This window comes from Pseudoduganella buxea, from assembly GCF_009720835.1.
GTDB classification, from domain to species: Bacteria; Pseudomonadota; Gammaproteobacteria; order Burkholderiales; family Burkholderiaceae_D; genus Rugamonas; species Rugamonas buxea.
The window spans coordinates 1-20,357 of the sequence record NZ_WNKZ01000078.1; the positions used below are offsets into that span (position 1 = coordinate 1).

The window sequence follows — 20,357 nt, forward strand, 5'->3', positions numbered from 1 at the left end:
ACTGGTTCACGGACCAGTATTGCGCCGCGTTGACGCCGGAGGAAGCGGCCAAGGAAGCGCTGGCCTGAACCGCCGCTGACAGCAAGCAAAATGCCCCGCGCAAGGCGGGGCATCGCGGCCCTGTGCGACGAACTGGGCGATCTCGACCTGTCGCTGCCGCAGTTGACGGCGGTGGCCGGCGCCAATCGCGCGGCGCAGGCGGCCGGCCATGCCGCAGCGCCATCGGCCGAGCGTCCACTGCTGGCCTACCTGGCGCGGCTCAAGGAGGGCGGGACGCAGCCTGCATCGAACGTGATCCACCTGCCGTCGATCAAGGCCCAGGCACCCAGGGGCAGCCTGTCGCGCGCCGACGAATCCACCATCGACCTGCTGGCGGCCGTCTTCGATACCGTGTACGGCGACCAGGCCATCGCCGGCGAGATCCGCGACCTGATCCGCCTGCTGCAGCTGCCCGTGCTGAAGACGGCCCTGCACGACAAGGCCTTCTTCTTCGACGACGACCATCCGGCCCGGCGCCTGCTCGACCTGCTGTCGCACCTGGGCTGGGAGCAGTCGCAAAAGGGCCGGCAGGACCCGGACGACCCGCTGGTACGGGCCATGCGCCGCAGCGTCGACCGCATCGGCGACGACGACGCGCAGCAGCCGGCCACGTTTGCCCAGGCCGTGACGGAACTGGAAGCGTCGTTGCGCGAGGAGGAGGCCGCCACCACGGCGGCCCTGGCCGGCCCCGTGGCCGCGGCCCTGCGGCAGGAGCAGCGCGATACGGCGGTACGGGCCGCGCGCGCCGTCGTGGCGGCGCGCCTGGAGGTGGGCGAGGGTAGCGAGGTGGCCGCCGTCGTCGTCGCCTTCCTGCAGCAGCAGTGGACCGACGTACTGGCCCTGGCCCACGACATCGAGGACGACAAGCCGGGCGCCGTGGCCAACGCGACGGCGGCGATGGACGAGCTGCTGTGGAGCGTGCGCCCGAAAAGCGGTGCCGACGAGCGCCGCCAGTTGATCAAGCGCCTGCCCGGCCTGCTGGCCGCGCTGAACCGCTGGCTCGACGTGATTGACTGGCAGGATGCGGGGCGGCTGCGCTTCTTCGCCGACCTGGCCGAGTGCCACGCGTCGATCGTGCGCGCGCCGCTGGACCTGGCGCCGGCGCGCCGGCTGGAGCTGTCCGTCCAGGCCACGCGCCAGGCTGCCGCGCAGGCAGCGGCGCCGCAGCCGGCCGACGATGCCGTCCACGCCGTCGACGCGCTGGTGCGGGGCGCCTGGCTGGAGTTCGACACGGCAGGTAGCCCGCGCCGCGTCAAGCTGGCGTGGATTAGTCCCTTGCGCAGCCTGTACATCTTCTCCAATGGCGCCCGCGAAGAGGCCTTTTCGCTGTCGGCCGACGAACTGGCGCAGCGCTTCCGCGCTGGCGCCGCCGCCGTGCTGCCCACAGGCGACCTGGTGGCGCGCGCGCTGACGCAGGCCATCGGCACCCTGGCCGTCAACGATGACGACGGCGCCAGCCGGGCTGCCTGAGCCGGCGTTCATCGCGGGCCTGCGGGCCAGCTTTAACGGGCACTTAATAAAAACATATTAAGCTGTGCGGCTCGGCGACATGGCCTGCCTGGCACTGGAACGCATGCGGTTGTCGATGTTTCCATATTGCAATATAATTCAGCTGACGGCAATTTGCCGCGCCAAACCGGCCGCGGCACGCAATCGAAAGGTTTCAAGGATGATGAGTTGGTGGAATGCTCTGTCGATGGTGGGCAGCGTCGCGGTGACGGGTTCGCTCGGTATCGCCATCGCGGCCTGGCTGCTGGCCGGGCGCTCGTGGCGCCTGTCGCTGTCATGGTGCCTGCTGTTCGGTGGCGGCATGCTGCTGGTGGTGCTGACCAAGATGGCCTATATCGGCTGGGGCATCGGCATCCATGAAGTGCAGTTCGGCGGCCTGTCCGGCCATGCGATGCGGGCCTGCGCCGTCTTCCCCGTGGCCTTCTACCTGGCCTTCCACCATGCCCGCCCAGGCCTGCGGCAAGCGGCCACGGCGGCCGGCGTCGCCCTCGGTGTCCTGATCAGCGTGTCGCGCGTGCCCGTGCTGGCCCATTCCATCTCGGAAGTGGTGCTGGGCGGGGCGGTGGGCCTGGCCGTGGCCGCGGCGTTTATCGCGCATGCCGCCAGCGAGCGCCCCGCCGTGGCCGGCCGTGTGCTGCTGGCCCTGTGCGTGCCCGTGCTGTGCATGGCGCCGCTGGCCAAGCCAGTGCCCGCGGAGCGCTGGATCACGCAGCTGGCCCTGCATGTCTCCGGGAACAAGAAGCCCGTCGGCCAGCCGTGGAAACTGGGCTCCCAGAAGGCCCGGGCGGAGCAGCGCCTGCGCCACCTGCAGGAGCGGCGCGAGCGCCTGCAGAAAAACGGCGACGCCATCCAGGCCGCCCTGTGATTCGCCAGCGATGCGATTTTGTCCAGATTGCAGGCGCGATGGTATGATAAGCACCTTTTCAACCGTGCCTTTCCCGGCGAAGAACAGATTACAAAGTGCGTCTATCGTCCATCAAATTGTCGGGATTTAAGTCGTTTGTCGATCCCACCAATTTCCAGGTGCCGGGCCAGCTGGTCGGCGTCGTCGGCCCGAACGGTTGCGGCAAGTCGAACATCATCGATGCCGTGCGCTGGGTGCTGGGCGAGTCGAAGGCCTCGGAACTTCGCGGCGAGTCGATGCAGGACGTTATCTTCAACGGTTCCACCCACCGCAAGCAGGCCGGGCGCGCCTCGGTCGAACTGGTGTTCGACAATAACGACGGGAAGGCCGCCGGCCAGTGGGGCCAGTATGCCGAGATCGCCGTCCGGCGCACCCTGACGCGCGACGGCACCTCCACCTACTACATCAACGGCCAGCCCGTGCGCCGGCGCGACATCCAGGACATCTTCCTCGGCACGGGCCTGGGCCCGCGCGCCTACGCCATCATCGGCCAGGGCATGATCGCCCGCATCATCGAATCGCGCCCGGAAGAACTGCGCGTCTTCCTGGAAGAAGCTGCCGGTGTGTCGAAGTACAAGGAGCGCCGCCGCGAAACGGAGAACCGCCTGCAGGACACGCGCGAGAACCTGCTGCGGGTGGAAGACATCCTGCGCGAGTTGAACAACAACCTGGAGCGGCTCGAAGGCCAGGCCGCCGTCGCGCTGAAGTTCCACCAGCTGCAGGCTGACCAGGACGAGAAACAGAAGCTGCTCTGGCTGTTGCGCAAGAACGAGGCCCAGACCGAGCAGGCCCGCTATTTCCGCGAAGTGGAACTGGCCCAGAACGACCTGGAAGAACAGACGGCCAAGCTGCGCGGCGTAGAGCTGTCGCTCGAGCAGATGCGCCAGGCCCACTTCGCCGTCGGCGACCGGCTGCACCAGGCCCAGGGCGCCCTGTACCAGACCAATGCGGAAATCGGCAGCCTGGAAGCGAAGATCAAGTTCGTCGTCGAATCGCGCACCCGCCTGCAGCAGCAGCTGGGCGTATTGACGGCCCAGCGCGACCAGTGGCAGCAGCAGGCCGAGACCTACCGGGGCCAGATCGAGGAAGCGGAGTTCGAGCTGGAGGAGCTGTCGGCCAAGGTCGAGGAATCGTCCATGATGGCCGAACAGAAGGGCGAGCTGCTGCCGATGCTGGAAGCCGAATGGCGCGCCGCGCAGGAGCGCAGCACCGAGTCGCGCGCCCGCATCATGGGCGCCCAGCAGCAGCTGGAACTGGAGTCGGCCCACCAGCGCAACGCGTCGAACATTCTTTCCAGCCTGGCGCTGCGGCGCGAACGCCTGCAGGGCGAGAAGAACGGCCTGACCATGCCCGACGCTGCCCACCTGGACAACCTGCGCATGCAGCTGGAAGAAAAGCAGCAGGTGCTGGAAGAACAGGGCATGGCGCTGGAAGAAGCCCTGCAGCAGCAGCCGCGCGTGGAAGACGAACGGCGCGAGGCGCAGGCCGCCGTGCAGAAGGAAACCGCCGCCAATGCGCAGCTGGAAGCGCGCCTGAACGCACTGCGCCAGTTGCAGGAGCGCGTGCAGACCCAGGGCAAGGTCACGCCGTGGTTGCAGAAGCACGAACTCAATGAACTGCCGCGCCTGTGGCAGAAGCTCGATATCGAAGCGGGCTGGGAAACGGCGCTCGAAGCGGTGCTGCGCGAACGCACGTCGGCGCTGCAGGTGTCGAACCTGGACTGGGCCCGCCATTTCTTCGCCGATGCGCCGCCTGCCAAGCTGGCACTGTTCGCGCCCGTCACGACGGCGAGCGCCGCCGGCGCCGCCGTCCCGGGGCTGCGGCCCTTCATCGACCTCTTGAGGCTGAACGACCCGGGCCTGCGTGGCGTGCTGGCCGACTGGCTGCACGGCGTCTTTGTCGCCGACGACGCGGCCCAGGCCTTCGCCGACCGTGCCAGGCTGCCGGCGGGGGGCAGCTTCGTCACGCGCCAGGGCCACGTCGTCACGGCCTCCAGCGTGCGCTTCCACGCCGCCGACGCCGAGCAGGAAGGCATGCTGGGGCGCCAGCACGAGATCGACAACCTGGGCCGGCAGCTGAAGGCGCAGACCATGCTGGCCGAGGAAGCCCGCGCCCGCTCCGTGCGGGCCGAGGCGGCCGTCACCAGCCATGCGCGCCTGGTGGCCGAACTGCGCCAGAAGATCCAGTCCCTCACGGGTGCCGTGCATGCGCTGCAGATCGACGTCGTCAAGCTGTCCGAAGTCGAGGCTCGCTTCCAGCAGCGCAGCACGCAGATCGGTGCCGACCTGGCCGAAATCGCCGCCCAGGAAGAGGAACAGCTGCAGATCAAGCTCGAATCGGAGGAAAAATTCGAACAGCTCGACATGGAACTGGCCGAGCTGCAGGGCGCGCACGAAGACGGCCAGAGCGCCTTCCTGCGCAAGGAAGCGCAGCTGACCGACGCGCGCGAAGCGCTGCGCGAACTGGAACGCAAGGCCCAGGAAGCGCAGTTCGCGGAAAAATCGGCCAAGAGCCGCATCGACGAACTGCGCCGGGGCATCGCCACGGCCACTACCCAGGCCGCCCAGGTGACGCAAAGCCTGGAGGCGGGGCAGGTGGAACTGGCCGGCCTGGAGGCGGGCAGCGCCAGCGACGGCCTGCAGGACCTGCTGGACCGCCGCTCGCAGCAGGAACGGGCACTGGCCGACGCCCGCCATGAGCTGGACCAGATCACCCAGCAGCTGCGCCATGCCGAGGATGCGCGCAGCCAGAACGAACGCAGCCTGCAGCCGCAGCGCGACCGCATCATGGAGCTGCAATTGAAGGAGCAGGCCGCGCGCCTGAACCAGGAGCAGTTCGCCCAGCAGCTGGCCGACGTCCAGGCCGACGAAGCGGCGTTGTCCGCCAAGCTGCATCCGGACATGAAGGCCCAGTACCTGCAAGGGGAAGTGACGCGCCTGACCAATGCCATCGCCGCGCTGGGCGCCGTCAACCTGGCCGCGCTGGACGAACTGGCCACCGCGTCCGAACGCAAGAACTTCCTCGATGCGCAGAACGCCGACCTGACGGAGGCGATCACCACCCTGGAAGACGCCATCGCCCGCATCGACAAGGAAACCCGCGACCTGCTGCAGGAAACCTTCGACAAGGTCAACGGCCACTTCAGCGAGCTGTTCCCCATCCTGTTCGGCGGCGGCCAGGCGAAGCTCATCATGACGGGCGACGAGATCCTGAACGCGGGCGTGCAGGTGATGGCCCAGCCGCCCGGCAAGAAGAACGCGACGATCCACCTGCTGTCCGGCGGCGAGAAGGCGCTGACGGCGACGGCCCTGGTGTTCTCGATGTTCCGCCTGAACCCGGCGCCGTTCTGCCTGCTCGACGAAGTCGACGCACCGCTGGACGACGCCAATACGGAGCGTTTCTGCCGCATGGTGAAACGCATGTCCGACCAGACCCAATTCCTCTTCATCTCGCATAACAAGATCGCGATGGAGATGGCCACTCAACTGATCGGTGTGACGATGCAGGAGCAGGGCGTATCGCGCATCGTGGCGGTGGATATGCAAGCCGCCGCCAATTTCGCTTCCGAGGCACAAGCAGCATGACAGATTTCCAGACCAGTTTGATCGCAGCAGCGGGCGTATTCGTCGCCGGCGTATTCGTCTACAACAAGTGGCAGGAGCACAAGGCCAAGAAAAGCGTCGAGCGGGCCTTCGCGTCCGAGCACGACGATGTGCTGATGGCCAAGGACGAGGCGCCTGCCTTCGATGCCGGCGACGTCCAGCACGCCGCCGCCGGCCGCAATGAGCCCAGCTTCACCCTGGGCGACGTATCGATGGTCGATGGCGGTTCCGGCGCCTACGCCGTGCCCGCGCACGAAGAACCCGTGGCGCCGTCGGTGGCGCCCGAAACGGCTGCCGCCGAACACACCTTCGACGCGCCGGCCGCGCCGGTGCCGGCGGCTGAACCGGTACCTGCGACGTTGCCTGAGCCGCTGGCCGACACGCCGCGCGAACCGGTGCTGCATGGCGAGACCGATGCCCCTGCCGCCGCACCGGTGACGCCACCCGTGGCGACGCCAGCCGCCCCGGCAGCGCCCGCGCATGTGCCGGCCGAGCCACCGATTCCCGTGCGCGCCGCCGATGCCGCCGTGCCTCGCGCCGAACTGGCGACGGCCCTGGTCGATCCGCTGATCGACTGCCTGCTGCCGCTGGAACTGGCCGCGCCTATCCGCGGCGAAAAACTGCTGCCGGCGTTGCAGAAGCTGCGCTTCGTCGGCAGTAAACCCGTGCACTATATCGGCCTGGCCGTCAGCGGCGACTGGGAGCCGGTCCGCCACGGCATCGTCTACACCAAGCTGCAGGGCGGCGTCCAGCTGGCCAGCCGCACGACGGCCCTGAACGAGCTGGAATACTCGGAACTGGTGACGCGCCTGCGCTCGATGGCCGATGAAATCGGTGCCGAGCCGCACGTGCCGGACATGATGGAAGTGATGGCCGAAGCAAAGACCCTGCACCGTTTCGTTGCCAGCCACGATGCCCAGCTGGGCGTGAACCTGGCCGCCAACGGCGCCCCCTGGGGCGTCACGACGCTGGTCGGCGCGCTGGAAAAGCAGGGCTTCGACATGCGCCCAGACGGCCGCTTCGTGATGCCGGACGGGGAGGGCGGCCAGCTGTTCACCCTGTCGACCAATGTGTCGCCGGCCGAGGAAACCACGCCGCGCCTGACCCTGCTGCTGGACGTGCCCTGCGTGGCCCCGAGCCGTGACGGCTTCGGCGCCATGGTGGCCTGCGCCCGTTCGCTGGTGCAGCGCCTGGATGCCATCATTGTCGACGACTACAACCAGCCCCTGTCGGATTCGACCCTGGAAGAAATCGCCGGCCAGGTGCGCGACTTCTATGCCGACATGGAAGCGTCGGACATTCCGGCCGGTTCGACCCGCGCGCTGCGCCTGTTCAACTGAAAGGCGGCGAGATGAGCAGCGAAGACATGGCACAGGACCCAGCCGCGCGGGCCGCCTGGCTGACGGCCGAATTGAACCGCCACCTGCACGCCTACCACGTGCTGGACGCACCCACCATTCCCGACGCCGAGTACGACAAGCTGTTCGGCGAGCTGCAGCAGCTCGAAGCGGCCCATCCGGAGCTGGTGGCGCCCGATTCGCCGACGATGCGGGTGGGGGCGCCGCCGCTGGGCCAGTTCGCCGCCGTCACCCACGCCGTGCCGATGCTGTCGCTGAACAATGGCTTCACGGAAGAGGACGTCGAGAACTTCGACCGCCGCGTGCGCGACGGGCTGGACGCGGTGGCGGTCGACTACGCCGCCGAAGTCAAGTTCGACGGCCTTGCCATCAATTTGCGCTACGAGAACGGCGTGTTCGTGCAGGCCGCCACGCGCGGTGACGGCTACACGGGCGAGGACGTCACGGCCAATATCCGCACCATCCGCACCATTCCGCTGCGCCTGCACGGCGACAAGCTGCCGGCCATCCTCGACGTACGCGGCGAGGTGCTGATGTTCAAGGCTGAATTCGAGGCCATGAACGCGCGCCAGCGCGCGGCCGGGCAGAAGGAATTCGTCAATCCACGTAACGCCGCCGCCGGCGCACTGCGCCAGCTCGATTCGCGCATCACGGCCCAGCGCAGGCTGCGTTTCTTCGCCTACGGCATCGGCGAGCTGGTGGGCGCGGACCTGCCGGACCGGCATTCGGCCCTGCTGGACTGGTACGAAACCCTGGGCCTGCCCGTGGCGAAGGACCGCGGCGTCGTGCGCGGCAAGGAAGGCCTGCTGGCGTTCTACGCGGGCATCGGCAAGGGCCGCCCCGCCATGCCCTACGAGATCGACGGCGTAGTGTACAAGGTCGACCGGCTGGAAGACCAGCGCGCGCTGGGCTTCGTGTCGCGCGCGCCCCGCTTCGCGCTGGCCCATAAATTCCCCGCCGAGGAAGCCCTGACGACAGTGCAGTCCATCGAGGTGCAGGTCGGCCGCACGGGTGCGATCACGCCCGTGGCGCGGCTGGTGCCCGTGTTCGTCGGCGGCGTCACCGTCACCAACGCCACCTTGCACAACGAAGACGAAGTGCGCCGCAAGGACGTGCGCGTGGGCGACACGGTCATCGTGCGGCGCGCCGGCGACGTCATCCCCGAGGTGCTGGCCGTGGTGCCGGAGAAGCGCCCCACGCCGGAACCGCCGGCCTACGTGCTGCCGAAAGCGTGCCCCGTGTGCGGCTCGCACGTGGTGCGCGAGGAAGGCGAGGCCATCGCGCGCTGCTCGGGCGGCCTGTTCTGCTCGGCCCAGCGCAAGGAAGCGATCCGCCACTTTGCCGGGCGCCGCATGATGGACATCGAAGGCCTGGGCGACCGCTATATCGACAGCCTGGTCGAAGCGAGCCTGGTGCACAGCGTGGCGGACCTGTACAAGCTCACCCTGGACGACCTGCTGAAGATGAAGCGGCTGGCCGACGAGCGTGACGGCACGACGCCGGAAACGGTCAAGCAGGGCAAGGTCGCCACCAAGTGGGCCGACAACCTGTTGCTGGCGATCGAGGCCAGCAAGCGTCCGCCGCTGGAGCGCCTGCTGTTCGCGCTGGGCATCCGTCACGTCGGCGAATCGACCGGAAAGACCCTGGCCGACTGGCTCGGCAAGTTCGAACTGATCCGGCGCGCCCCGGCCGCGCTGCTGCGCGTGCTGCCCGATATCGGCGGCACCGTGGCCGAATCCATCGCCGAGTTCTTCGCCGAGCCGAAGAACCAGCAGGCCATCGACGCGCTGCTGGCGGCGGGCGTGACGCCGCAAGGCGAGCACGCACCGAAGGCGCAGCTGCGCGAGAAGCTGGAGCCGGTCAAGCTGCTGGCCGCGCTGGACATCCCGAAACTGACGGAGCCGCGCGCGCGCCAGCTGGTCGAGCAGGGCCTCACGTTCGAGGCGCTGGCCAGCCGGCGCACCTTCGACGTATTCGGCCTGCCGGCCACGGTGGCGGCGGCGCTGGAAGCGTGGATGGCCGATGCCGCCAACCGCGACGCGCTGCTGCGCCTGGATGCGCTGCGCACGGAACTGCTGGCCCAGGTGCCGGAAGCGGCGGAAAGCGTGGAAGGGCCGATGAGCGGCAAGACCTTCGTGCTGACGGGAACCTTGCCGACCCTGTCGCGCGACGCGGCCGGGGCGATGATCGAGGCGGCTGGCGGCAAGGTCTCCGGCTCGGTATCGAAGAAGACGTCGTACGTTGTCGCGGGCGCCGAGGCGGGCAGCAAGCTGGCCAAGGCCGAGGAACTGGGCGTGACGATCCTGGACGAGGCAGCGCTGCTGACGCTGTTGGGCAAATAAGCATTCGTAAAAAGGGACGCGGATGAACCAGATCAAGAAGGCAGTGTTTCCGGTGGCGGGGCTGGGCAGCCGCTTCCTTCCGGCCACCAAGGCGCAGCCGAAGGAGATGCTGCCCATCGTCGACAAGCCGCTGATCCAGTATGCCGTCGAGGAGGCGGTGGCGGCCGGCATCACGGACCTGATCTTCATCACGGGCCGCAACAAGCGCGCCATCGAGGATCACTTCGACAAGGCCTACGAGCTCGAGGCGGAGCTGGAGGCGGCCAACAAGCAGGCCCTGCTCGAGGTGGTGCGCAACGTCATTCCCAAGCATGTGAACTGCATCTACATCCGCCAGCCGGCCCCGCTGGGCCTGGGCCACGCCGTGCTGTGCGCGCGGCCCGTGGTGGGCAACGAGCCGTTCGCCGTGCTGCTGGCCGACGACTTCATGGACACCGCCGAAGGCGTGCCGCCCGTGCTGGCGCAGATGACGCAGCAGTACGGCTTCGAGCGCGCCAGCCTGCTGGCCGTGCAGGACGTCCCGCGCGAGAACACGCGCCAGTACGGCATCGTCAGTGCCAGCGCCTACCGCGAGCGGCTCGAGCTGGTGTCGGGCATCGTCGAGAAGCCGGCGCCGGCCGAGGCCCCATCGACCCTGGCCGTGGTGGGACGCTACGTGCTGTCGCCGGGGATTTTCGACTTCCTGGCGCAGCTGGGCACGGGCGCCGGCGGCGAAATCCAGCTCACCGACGGCATCGCCGCACTGCTCAAGCACGAGAGAGTGCTGGCCTACCGCTACGATGGACAGCGCTACGACTGCGGCTCCAAGCTTGGCTACCTGAAGGCGATGGTGGCGATGGGCGTGAAGCATCCGGAAACGGGAGCGGAGTTCGGGCGGTTCATCGCCGACTTCGTCGCCGGCACGCAGGGAGCGGCCAAATGACGGTGCGCGAGATTCTCAAGATGGGCGACCCGCGCCTGCTGCGTCAGGCCGATCCGATACGCGACTTCGATACGCCGGCACTGCGCAACTTGATCGCCGACATGTTCGACACCATGCACGCCGCCAATGGCGCCGGCCTGGCGGCGCCACAGATCGGCGTGAACCTGCAGCTCGTCATCTTCGGCTTCAAGTCGAACCCGCGCTACCCGGACGCGCCCCAGGTGCCCGAAACGGTCCTGATCAACCCCGTGCTGACACCCCTGGACGACGCAATGGAAGAGGGCTTCGAAGGCTGCCTGTCCGTGCCCGGCCTGCGCGGCAGCGTGCCGCGCTACCTGCGGCTGCACTACGAAGGCTTCGACCAGTCCGGGCAGCGCATCGTGCGCGACGCGGAAGGCTTCCACGCCCGCGTGGTGCAGCACGAAGTCGACCACCTGCACGGCATCCTGGACCCGATGCGTGTCCGCGACTTCTCGAAATTCGGCTTCACGTCCGTGATGTTCCCCGAACTCGATCCGCACGACGACGACTGAGGCCCGGGGGCGGCGACGGCCCCGGATGGGTTCGCGCAGCCAGCTGCCGCCGGCAAATGTTTGCGCTATCTTTTTCCGCGAAACTTGTGCAATATTCCTTCAGCGCGCATCTTCGCCAGCCCGTATTTCGCCTGTCAGCGGGGTTGCTGGTGAATGAGTGCGCTAACAGCAAGCCGGCCCCGCCGGTATTTCAAGGAGACCGCACATGTCGCACAACCCAGGCCCCGGCCTGTACCGCCGGCCGCCCACGGCGGCTGCCCTCACTATCCTGACGGCCCTCTCGATAAGCCTGGTGACGACCCTCGCCGCCCCCGCGCTGGCGCGGGACGAGCGCATGACGCCCATTGCCGCGCCGGCCCAGCCAACGGCCATCGTGCTGCCCACCGGCGCCTTGCCGGACGCCCCGGTGCCGGAAAGCTGGCACCGGCAATATGGCAGCACCTTCGTGCGCAACGTCTCCAATGCCACGCTGACGCCATTCCTGCCCGCGCCCGGCAAGGCGACCGGCGCGGCCGCGATCGTGGCGCCGGGCGGCGGCTTCCTGACGCTGTCGATGAGCAACGAAGGCTGGCAGGTGGCGCAGGCGCTGGCCGACCGCGGCGTGGCCGCTTTCGTGCTGAAGTATCGCCTGCGGCAGACGCCCGCCCCGATGGATGCCTTCGCCGCGTCGATGGCGAGGATGTTTTCGGGCGCCGCGCGCCCACCGGCGGGGCAAGACAGCGCCACCGAACTGGCGCCGCAGATCGCCGACGCCCGTGCCGCCTTCGCGCTGGTGCGGGCCAGGGCGGGCGAGTGGCGCGTCGATCCGGCGCGCATCGGCATGGTCGGTTTTTCCGCCGGGGCGATGCTGACCCTGGCGACGGCGCTGCACGGCGGCGACGCGAAGCCGGCGTTCATCGCCGATATCTACGGTCCGCTGGCGCCCGTCAAGGTGCCGACCGACGCGCCGCCGCTGTTCGTCGCGCTGGCGGCGGACGATCCCTTCTTCGCCAATGCCGTTAATGGACTGGTGGACAGCTGGCGCGCCGCCGGGCGGCCCGTGGAATTCCATTTCTACGAGCAGGGCGGCCACGGCTTCGGCATGTACGACAAAAGCACGACCAGCACGGGTTGGTTCGACGCTTTTTCGCGCTGGCTGGCCATGCACGGTTACTTGCAGCAAAAACCTTGAGACGATGGGGAAGGAGACGACATGAAGCGATTGCACACCCTGCGGCGCCGTGCCGCCCTGGTCCTGCTGGCGTCCTGCCTCGGCGGCGGCGCGGGCGGCGTTGGCGCCGCGCCCCCAATCGAGCGGCCAGGGGCCAATCCCATCATCCGCGACAAGTTCACGGCCGACCCGGCACCCCTGGTCAGCGGCGACACGCTGTACCTGTATGTGGGTCACGACGAAGCCCAGCGCGACGAGATGTTCACCATGCGCGAGTGGCTGGTGTACTCGACGCAGGACATGAAGACGTGGCGCGATCACGGCGCCATCATGAACGTGCGCGACTTCAAGTGGGCCAAGGGCGACGCGTGGGCGTCGCAGGCCATCGAAAAGAACGGCAAATTCTACTTCTACGCCGCCGTCGAGCACGACGCCACGCAGCCGGGCAAGGCCATCGCGGTGGCCGTCTCGGACCGGCCGACGGGCCCCTTCGTCGACGCGCGCGGTTCGGCCCTGGTCACCAACGCGATGACGCCGAAGGGCACGCACAGCTGGGAAGACATCGACCCCACCGTCTTCACCGACGACGACGGCAGCAGCTGGCTGGCATGGGGCAACCGCCAATGCTATATCGCCCGGCTCAAACCCAATATGATCGAGATCGACGGCCCGATCCGGGAGATCACGCCGCCGCATTTCGAGGAGGGCCCGTGGCTGCACAAGCAGGGGAACACCTACTACCTGACCTACGCCTCGCTGGATCGCAAGACGCAGCGCGACGAACACGTCTCGTACGCGACGGCGCCCGCCGTCACGGGCCCGTGGACGTATCGAGGCCTGCTGACGGGATCGGGCAAGTACAGCTTCACCATCCATCCCGGCATCGCCCGCTTCAAGGGCGACTGGTACCTGTTCCTGCATAACGCAGCCCTGGCGATCGGCGACCTGAATGGCGCCATCGGGCGCCGCGCCGTCACCGTCGAACGGCTGCACTACAACGCCGACGGCACGATGCAGCCGGTGGTGCAGAGCGACGCGGGGGTGAGCGTTGCGCCGGTACGTGACGTGCGCTGAAGGCCCGGCGCGGCGGCTGCCTTGCGTCCTGGGCAGGGTGGCCGCCCAAAAAAGTCTCGCCCGTGCATCAAACATTGGCGTTGTCGTCAAACTGTCGTAATATCCCGGCCAGCAATATCCATCGAATAACAAATCCAGGATTACCAATCCAGGCTACCGGGAGCTCGCAGGATGAACCACCCCTCGTCGTCCAATCCGTTGGAATTCAGTATCCGGGGCATCATCCTCGGCATCCTGATCACCCTCGTCTTTACCGCCGCCCAGGTCTACCTGGGCCTGAAGGTCGGCCTGACCTTCGCCACCTCGATCCCCGCCGCCGTCATTTCGATGGCGCTGCTGTCGGCCTTCAAGGACGCGACGATCCAGGAAAACAATATCGTCCAGACCATCGCCTCGGCTGCCGGCACGCTCGCTTCCGTCATCTTTGTCCTCCCGGGCCTGTTGATGATCGGCTGGTGGGCGCAGATTCCGTTCTGGCCAACCTTCGGCGCCTGCGCCATCGGCGGCGTGCTGGGTGTGATGTACACGGTGCCGCTGCGCCGCGCGCTGGTGTCGCAATCGAAGCTGCCATATCCGGAAGGCGTGGCCGCGGCCGAAGTGCTGAAGGTGGGCACGGCCTCGCGTGCCGGCGCCCAGGAAGGCAAGGCCGGCCTGAAGGCCGTCGTGCTGGGCACCCTGGCATCGGCCTTCTTCGCGCTGCTGGCGGCGATGAAGGTGGGCGCCCATGAAGTGGCGCATTACTTCCGCTTCGGCGCCGGCAGCGGCGCCACGGGCCTGGGCGCGTCGACGTCGCTGGCCCTGATCGGTGCGGGCCACCTGATGGGCATCACCGTCGGCATCGCCATGCTGACGGGCCTGATCATCGCGTGGGTCATCCTGGTGCCGATCCTGACGGCGGCCACGCCGATGGCGGCCGGCGTGTCGGTGGCCGACCACGCGCTGGGCGTGTGGAGCACGCAGGTGCGCATGATGGGCGCCGGTACCATCGGTGCTGCCGCCATCGTCACCCTGGCCACCCTGGCCAAGCCCGTGTTCGGCGGCCTGAAGTCCGCGCTCGACGCGTCGCGCGCGGCCAAGCATGGCGGCGCTGCCATCCCCCGCGAGGAACGCGACATGCCGATCTTTATCGTCGGCCTGGTGACCCTGATCGCGATGGTGCCGGCCGGCTGGCTGCTTGCGTCCTTCCTGGAAGGCGGCGTGCTGGCGTCGATCTCGACGCCGCTGGTGGCCGTCGGCATCGCCTACATCGCCGTTGCCGGCATCCTGGCCGCCGCCGTGTGCGGCTACATGGCAGGCCTGATCGGCTCGTCCAATTCGCCCGTTTCCGGCATCGCCATCCTGACCATCCTCGGTGCGGCCACGTCCGTCGGCGTCGTCGGCCGCCAGGTGATGGGTCCGGACACGGCCCACGCCCTGATCGCCTTCGCCCTGTTCGTCACCACCGTCGTGCTGGCCGTGGCCGTCATCGGCAACGACAACCTGCAGGACCTGAAGACGGGCCAGCTGGTCGGTGCCACGCCATGGAAGCAGCAGGTCGCGCTGATCATCGGCGTATTCGCCGGCTCCTGCGTCGTGCCGCCCGTGCTGGAACTGCTCAATCACGCCTACGGTTTCGCCGGCGCGCCGAACCAGAATGCCATCTCGGACCAGCCGCTGGCCGCGCCGCAGGCGACGCTCATTTCCACGCTGGCGCGCGGCGTCATCGGCGGCGACCTGCCATGGCACCTGATCGGCTGGGGCGCCATGATCGGCCTGGGCCTGGTGGTCATCGACTTCCTGCTGAAACGGGGCAGCCACGGCAAATACAGCCTGCCGCCGCTGGGCGTCGGCCTGGCCGTGTACCTGCCGTCAGCCGTCACGGCGCCCGTCGTGGTGGGCGCCGTCTGCGGCTACTATTTCGAGAAGGCCATGCGCAGCAAGACCTACGGCGAAGCCGCCTCGCGTGTCGCCGTGCTGGTGATGTCCGGCTTTATCGTCGGCGAGAGCCTGTTCAACGTGGCGCTGGCCGGCCTGATCGTCGTCTCCGGCGCCAGCGACCCGCTCGACATCGGCATCGGCCTGCCCGAGTCGCTCGGCATGCTGGTCTCGCTGGCCTTCGCGGGCGTGATCCTGGGCGCCCTGTACCGGTGGGCCGCGAAGTCGGCACGCAATATCGACGTCTGATGTACCCGACGGGCGGCGGCGTCCTTGCGTCGCCGTCCCCGTCGATGTCCTGCAAGCGGGCGGCGACCACCTCGGGTGGCGCCGCCCGTTTCTTTTATTGCGGACGGGTGGCCAGCGCCACGATGGCGGCGCCGGCCGCGACGATCAGCGCGTCCTCGATCAATCCGCTCTTGGTCTGGCCGATGCGCGCCATGGCCTGCTTGCGCCCTTCCAGCGTCAAGTAGGCCAGCGGCACGGCGGTGGCTACGGCCACGGCGGCGCCTTGCTTTTCCTGCCCCTCCGGCGCCAGCGCGGCACCGGCAATGCCGGCGCTCATGACCCGCGCCAGCAGGCCCAGGAATACGGTGCGGTCCGGCGCCGACTTCATCTTGTCGCCCACCAGTTCGCCCACGCCCATGGCGACGGCGCCATACTTGAACAGGGGGCGGTCCAGCAGGGCCAGGGTACCCGTCGTGTCGCGCCCCGCCATGCGGGCAGTGGCGAGGGTGGCCATCGGGGTCATCGAGCGGGCGCTGGCGACGGCGCCGATCAGGATCGAGGGAAGCAGGCTGCGAATGGTCATTGGTTTTTCTCCTGTGCAATTGGTCAAGGCGAACCGCGGCATCGGCATGCTGCCGATGTTGTGATTCAGTCATTGCACTGTAACCAACAGCACGTTGTTGTGTCGCCACGGACGGGACTGGCGGATGGCTTGCGTTTCCCTCGGCGTCACCTTTTTGCCCTGATAGTGCCGGGCGATACCATATGCGGGCTGTACTGCCTTGCCTTTGCGGGATGCAAAATGACTTTGATGGATTGGGATACTCCATGACGATCATGCAGGCTCCCGCGCGTGCCAAAGGGCTGCTGTTACGCATCGGCCTGTCTGGCTTGACCGGGTCCGTTTGCCTTGCACTAGCCGCCTGCCGAGAGGAAGTGCCGCTCGATGACAACGTGCTCGCTGCAGACGTTCATGTCGCCGTCGCCGGTTATCAAATGGTTCTGCCGTTCATCGCATGGGAGCACTATGGCGCCGGCCGGTCGTTCTCGTTGCAAAGGAAGAAAGATGGGGCAAACCAGGCCGATACGACGACCGCGTTCCTGGGCGATGCGGGCACCCTGGCGAACCCAATGTCATTCGACCGGCTATCGATTCGGATCGACACCTATGGATGGAACGACGCGGATGCGGCAGCGGACGATGTGTCCAATACTGACCCGTGAGTGGGCGCGTTCGGTATGCGACAATCCATGGGCCGCGATTCAGCAGTCGCTGCCGGACCGGTTCGAGCTTGTCGATCTGAGTCGCGTGCGTTTCCAAAGCCCTGAGCCACGCAAGCCGCGCTGCGCCCGCAGCGCGTCACCCCCGCGAGCGTTTCCCGCTCGTGCAGGCGAAACCGTGCTTCTCTGCGCACTGGAGATTGGCAGCAGCGACCCGGAAAAATTCCACGTCGCGCTCGTCAGGATCGATGGACAACTCGGCGCCGCATGGTCGGTCTGGAACGACAGTCCAGCAGGCGAAAACGCGGCGATGCGGGCCGCACGCGAAGGCAGGGCGATCGTCGCTTTTGTGCGGTACGCGATCGGAAAACAGGAAGATTTCCCGCAGCTCTACGCCACGATCCGTGGACCAAACTCGCGAGCCGGCATACGCCGCCTCGAATGCGGCGATACCGCGCGCCGGTAGCCCTTCACCGCCCTGGAAGCGAAACGGCCATTTGTGCCTTCACCGCGCCGTCGCCTTGGCCCCACACGCCCGCATGCGTCAGAAACCGGTGAACGTGTCGGTCTCCCAGGCCGTTTCCCCATCCGGATACACGGCGACACCGGCGCCGCCCAGCGCGTTCGCCGCGGTGGGCACTGACACGTCGCCCCGGATAAAGGCGTCGATCAGCCGCAGTGTTTCCAGTGGCCGCGCAACGGGAAAACCGTGGTCGAAGCCCTGGTTCGGATTGATCATCACGGCGGTCACGTTGGCGCCGGCGCGCTTGAGGTCATATTTCGACGTGGCCGTGTAGTTGTCGTAGATGACCTGGTCGCCGCGCCAGGCGGCAAGATCGGTGGAGGCCTTGACCAGCATGGCCCGCTTGCCGCCCAACAGCGTGCCCAGGCGGCCGTCGCCCGCGATGGTCACGACGCTGACGTCGGCATTGGGTGCGGGCTTGACGACGTTGACGGGCGAGACGTTGAACTTGTGTGCGTAGTAGAGCGACTCCGGCATGTACTGGATGGTAAAGCCGTCGAGCAGGGAGGCGCCATAGTTCGGCGACGCGCGGAACGTCGGATCGGTGACGGCAGCCGGCGTAAAGGCCTTGCCGATATCGTATTTCAGCACGTCGTTGTAGACCACCGCATCCCAGGTGGCCTGCACGTTGGCGTAGGTGCGCTGCTCCCCCTGCCACGAGCGCTGCTGGAACGCGGTGCCGGCAAGGCCGGCGGCATCGCTGGCGACGGTGACCCAGTCGCCATTCGCCCACGTGTGGCCGGCCGCGTCGGTGCCGGCCTGGCCCGCATTGAAACCGACACGGATGCCGCGCGTGCCGATCCCCGCCAGGCTGACGACATTGGCGTAGCGCCCCGGATTGGCGATGATCATTTCCAGCGCGACGCCGAAACCCATCGAATAGCCGACCAGGGTCACGCCGGAGGCGGGGAAGTCGCCGATCTTGTTCATCACCTTGTCGAAGTCGACAGCGAAATCCTTCAGCGACGTGATCTTCCTGTTGTAGCTCGACCTGCCGCTGCCGCGGTAATCGAAGGCATAGACGGTATAGGCATGATTGAGCGCATCGACGGAACGGATGACGCCCATGATGCCGTCGAACGTGGCGCCGGATGTGTTATTGCCGGGGATGAGGACGATGACCTTCGGGCCGTGCCCGGCCTTGCGCACGTAAATGCTTTCCTTCGGATCGCCGGCGGCCGCGCCGTCGATGACGATGGCGCCCTCGCCGATGGTGGCGATGGCGTCCCCGCTGGCGCCCGGGACGCCGGCCGGTCCCGGTGGACCCGGCGGGCCCTGGTCGCCGGTGCCGCCACAGCCTGCAAGGCAGGTCGCGAGCGTCAACAAAAGCAGTGGGATGGCTTTTCTGGTGTGTCGCATCGTGGCCCGATTGATGGATGTCAGGGGCGCCCGCTTGCCGCAACGTGGCGCCGGATCACGGTAGCACGGCGTTACCAAAAGGGTAATGCTGCAAAAGTACTGTGCCAACCTTGCCACATGGCGCTGGCGCTCCCGGGCCGAGGCCTGGCCGCTCAGCCGCCCTTTGCCGCCTCCAGCGCCGCGATATCGATCTTGCGCATCCCCATCATGGCCGTGAAGACCCGCCTGGCGACGCCCGGGTCCGGGCCGGAAATGGCTTCCATCAGCATGCGCGGCGTGATCTGCCACGACAGGCCCCATCGGTCGCGGCACCAGCCGCACTCGCTTTCCTCGCCGCCGTTGCCGACGATGGCCTGCCACAGCCGGTCCGTTTCGGCCTGGTCTTCCGTCAGCACCTGGAAGGAAAATGCTTCGCTGTGCTTGAACTGGGGGCCGCCGTTCAGGCCCAGGCAGGGGATGCCCAGCACGGTGAATTCGACGGTCAGGACATCGCCCTCCTTGCCGGCAGGGTAGTCGCCTGGCGCCCGGGTGATCTTGCCGACGGCACTGTCGGGGAAGGTATTGGCATAGAAGCTGGCGGCATCGAGCGCCGTGCCGTCGAACCAGAGGCAGATCGTGTTCGTGGCCATGGTGTCCTCCTGGATGGATGAATCCACAGCTTAATCACGAAGCGGGCAGGCGGCCAGTATTTTTGGGGCCTCAAGGCCCGTCGGGCGCCGCCTGGCCTGCCGGCGTAAAGCGCAGCATCTGCATCGACTCATGCAACTGCACGGCGCCTTCCTGGTCGAGCAGTTCATGCACGATGCTGGTCATGCCTTTCAGTGCGGGAACGTAGTGGTATGTCGACCGGCGCGAGGCGATCCTGGGGGAGGGCGGGAAGACCAGGCGGCTCGTGCGGATAACGGTGGCGACATGGGTGGCGCCGTCCACCTCGACCGGCTCTGTCCCAGTCACGTCGAACCACTGTTCCAGGTCGCGAAAACGGCCCGCGTCGGAGCCATGCCAGCGCCGGCCGGCCGCAAGCGGGGCACCGCACGCAACCTCGCCGGCCAGCTCCTCGCTGGCCAGCACGTCAACCAGGCAGGTGTCGCTGTGCATGCCGAAGCCCAGGATGTCGCCACCCAGGATCGGCTTGCCGAGCACGTTGGTGCCCTGGACGGCGACGCGCACGAGCCGCGTGCGGGTTGGCGCGCCGGGCGTGGCCATGTCGCGGTAGGTGCCCCGATAGAGCCAGCGGTCGCCGGGCGCCGGCTGCGGGTCGGCAACGGCCGGTGCGGCGGCGAGCAAGGCGGCGGCCAGCAAGGCGGCACGGGATGCCATGGCGTGTCGTTGCATCGATTCTCCTTGGTCCCTCACGGGGACGCTCGCCGCACTATGGCATGGAATCGGCCTGCCGCACAGTGGCGAGCCGCCGGCCGCGGCCTGCCTGACAGGTGCCCCCGGACGTAATCGGCATGGCGGCTCGACGTCCTGCCGCGGGCAGGCAGCGGCGCCCAGTTCGGCATACTGACGTCGCCCGGCGGCGTCTTCGGCTCGAACGATGAGTCGAGCAAGGAATGCTGCACAGCAGTTGGCGGGGAATCTTGTAAACAAAAACTTCGGAAAAGCAATCAGCAAGGCAAGGGCGGCATGATCCTCATAGCCGAAGAAGCAGGGCCCGCACGTGGTTTTGCCAGCAC

The 20,357-nt window shown here is 67.6% G+C and carries 16 protein-coding genes; 12 read left to right on the top strand and 4 right to left on the bottom strand.

Going from position 1 to position 20,357, the window contains the following annotated elements:
* Positions 1 to 90: 90 nt before the first annotated feature.
* The 10 genes from GM672_RS21325 (at position 91) to GM672_RS21370 (ending at position 15,596) form a co-directional block, all read left to right on the top strand.
* A complete protein-coding gene (locus tag GM672_RS21325; RefSeq protein ID WP_155472547.1) occupies positions 91 to 1,509 on the top strand; it encodes a DUF1631 family protein in 1,419 nt (472 codons plus the stop codon).
* A 199-nt stretch (positions 1,510 to 1,708) separates the two neighbouring features.
* Positions 1,709 to 2,413, top strand: a complete 705-nt coding sequence (locus GM672_RS21330; protein WP_188915877.1) for a phosphatase PAP2 family protein — start codon at positions 1,709 to 1,711, stop codon at positions 2,411 to 2,413.
* A 95-nt stretch (positions 2,414 to 2,508) separates the two neighbouring features.
* Positions 2,509 to 6,036: a chromosome segregation protein SMC gene (gene smc / locus GM672_RS21335; protein WP_170300182.1), complete on the top strand. Its 3,528-nt coding sequence runs from the start codon at positions 2,509 to 2,511 to the stop codon at positions 6,034 to 6,036.
* Complete coding sequence (locus GM672_RS21340) at positions 6,033 to 7,394, top strand: cell division protein ZipA C-terminal FtsZ-binding domain-containing protein (RefSeq protein WP_155472549.1); 1,362 nt, start codon at positions 6,033 to 6,035, stop codon at positions 7,392 to 7,394. The genes smc and GM672_RS21340 overlap by 4 nt, the downstream gene beginning before the upstream one ends.
* Before the next feature lie 26 nt (positions 7,395 to 7,420).
* Complete coding sequence (gene ligA / locus GM672_RS21345; protein ID WP_229417860.1) at positions 7,421 to 9,754, top strand: NAD-dependent DNA ligase LigA; 2,334 nt, start codon at positions 7,421 to 7,423, stop codon at positions 9,752 to 9,754.
* Between the two features lie 22 nt (positions 9,755 to 9,776).
* Positions 9,777 to 10,676, top strand: coding sequence for a UTP--glucose-1-phosphate uridylyltransferase GalU (gene galU, locus GM672_RS21350; protein ID WP_155472551.1), 900 nt, complete (start codon positions 9,777 to 9,779; stop codon positions 10,674 to 10,676).
* Positions 10,673 to 11,209 carry a peptide deformylase gene (def, locus tag GM672_RS21355; RefSeq protein ID WP_155472552.1) on the top strand — a complete coding sequence of 179 codons (537 nt, stop codon included), beginning with the start codon at positions 10,673 to 10,675 and terminating at the stop codon, positions 11,207 to 11,209. Before galU ends, def begins: the two co-directional genes overlap by 4 nt.
* 205 nt (positions 11,210 to 11,414) lie before the next feature.
* Entirely contained in the window at positions 11,415 to 12,380 is a 966-nt protein-coding gene (locus GM672_RS21360) for an alpha/beta hydrolase (RefSeq protein ID WP_155472553.1), read from the top strand.
* 21 nt (positions 12,381 to 12,401) lie between these two features.
* Positions 12,402 to 13,433, top strand: a complete 1,032-nt coding sequence (locus GM672_RS21365) for a glycoside hydrolase family 43 protein (RefSeq protein ID WP_155472554.1) — start codon at positions 12,402 to 12,404, stop codon at positions 13,431 to 13,433.
* 171 nt (positions 13,434 to 13,604) lie between these two features.
* A complete protein-coding gene (locus GM672_RS21370; protein WP_155472555.1) occupies positions 13,605 to 15,596 on the top strand; it encodes an OPT family oligopeptide transporter in 1,992 nt (663 codons plus the stop codon).
* Between the two features lie 94 nt (positions 15,597 to 15,690).
* On the opposite strand, the gene GM672_RS21375 is transcribed toward GM672_RS21370, so the two are convergent.
* On the bottom strand, positions 15,691 to 16,158 hold the full coding sequence (locus GM672_RS21375; protein WP_155472556.1) for a hypothetical protein: 468 nt from the start codon (positions 16,156 to 16,158) through the stop codon (positions 15,691 to 15,693).
* A 245-nt stretch (positions 16,159 to 16,403) separates the two neighbouring features.
* Between GM672_RS21375 and GM672_RS21380 the strand changes: the two genes are divergently transcribed.
* Positions 16,404 to 16,799, top strand: a complete 396-nt coding sequence (locus GM672_RS21380; protein ID WP_155472557.1) for a hypothetical protein — start codon at positions 16,404 to 16,406, stop codon at positions 16,797 to 16,799.
* A complete protein-coding gene (locus GM672_RS21385; protein ID WP_155472558.1) occupies positions 16,777 to 17,262 on the top strand; it encodes a hypothetical protein in 486 nt (161 codons plus the stop codon). Before GM672_RS21380 ends, GM672_RS21385 begins: the two co-directional genes overlap by 23 nt.
* A 78-nt stretch (positions 17,263 to 17,340) precedes the next feature.
* On the opposite strand, the gene GM672_RS21390 is transcribed toward GM672_RS21385, so the two are convergent.
* The 3 genes from GM672_RS21390 to GM672_RS21400 all read right to left on the bottom strand — a co-directional run bounded on the left by GM672_RS21390 (position 17,341) and on the right by GM672_RS21400 (position 20,013).
* Complete coding sequence (locus tag GM672_RS21390) at positions 17,341 to 18,642, bottom strand: alpha/beta fold hydrolase (RefSeq protein WP_170300183.1); 1,302 nt, start codon at positions 18,640 to 18,642, stop codon at positions 17,341 to 17,343.
* Positions 18,643 to 18,830: 188 nt separating this feature from the next.
* Positions 18,831 to 19,307 carry a VOC family protein gene (locus tag GM672_RS21395; RefSeq protein ID WP_155472560.1) on the bottom strand — a complete coding sequence of 159 codons (477 nt, stop codon included), beginning with the start codon at positions 19,305 to 19,307 and terminating at the stop codon, positions 18,831 to 18,833.
* Positions 19,308 to 19,377: 70 nt separating this feature from the next.
* On the bottom strand, positions 19,378 to 20,013 hold the full coding sequence (locus tag GM672_RS21400) for a hypothetical protein (RefSeq protein ID WP_155472561.1): 636 nt from the start codon (positions 20,011 to 20,013) through the stop codon (positions 19,378 to 19,380).
* Positions 20,014 to 20,357 lie beyond the last annotated feature (344 nt).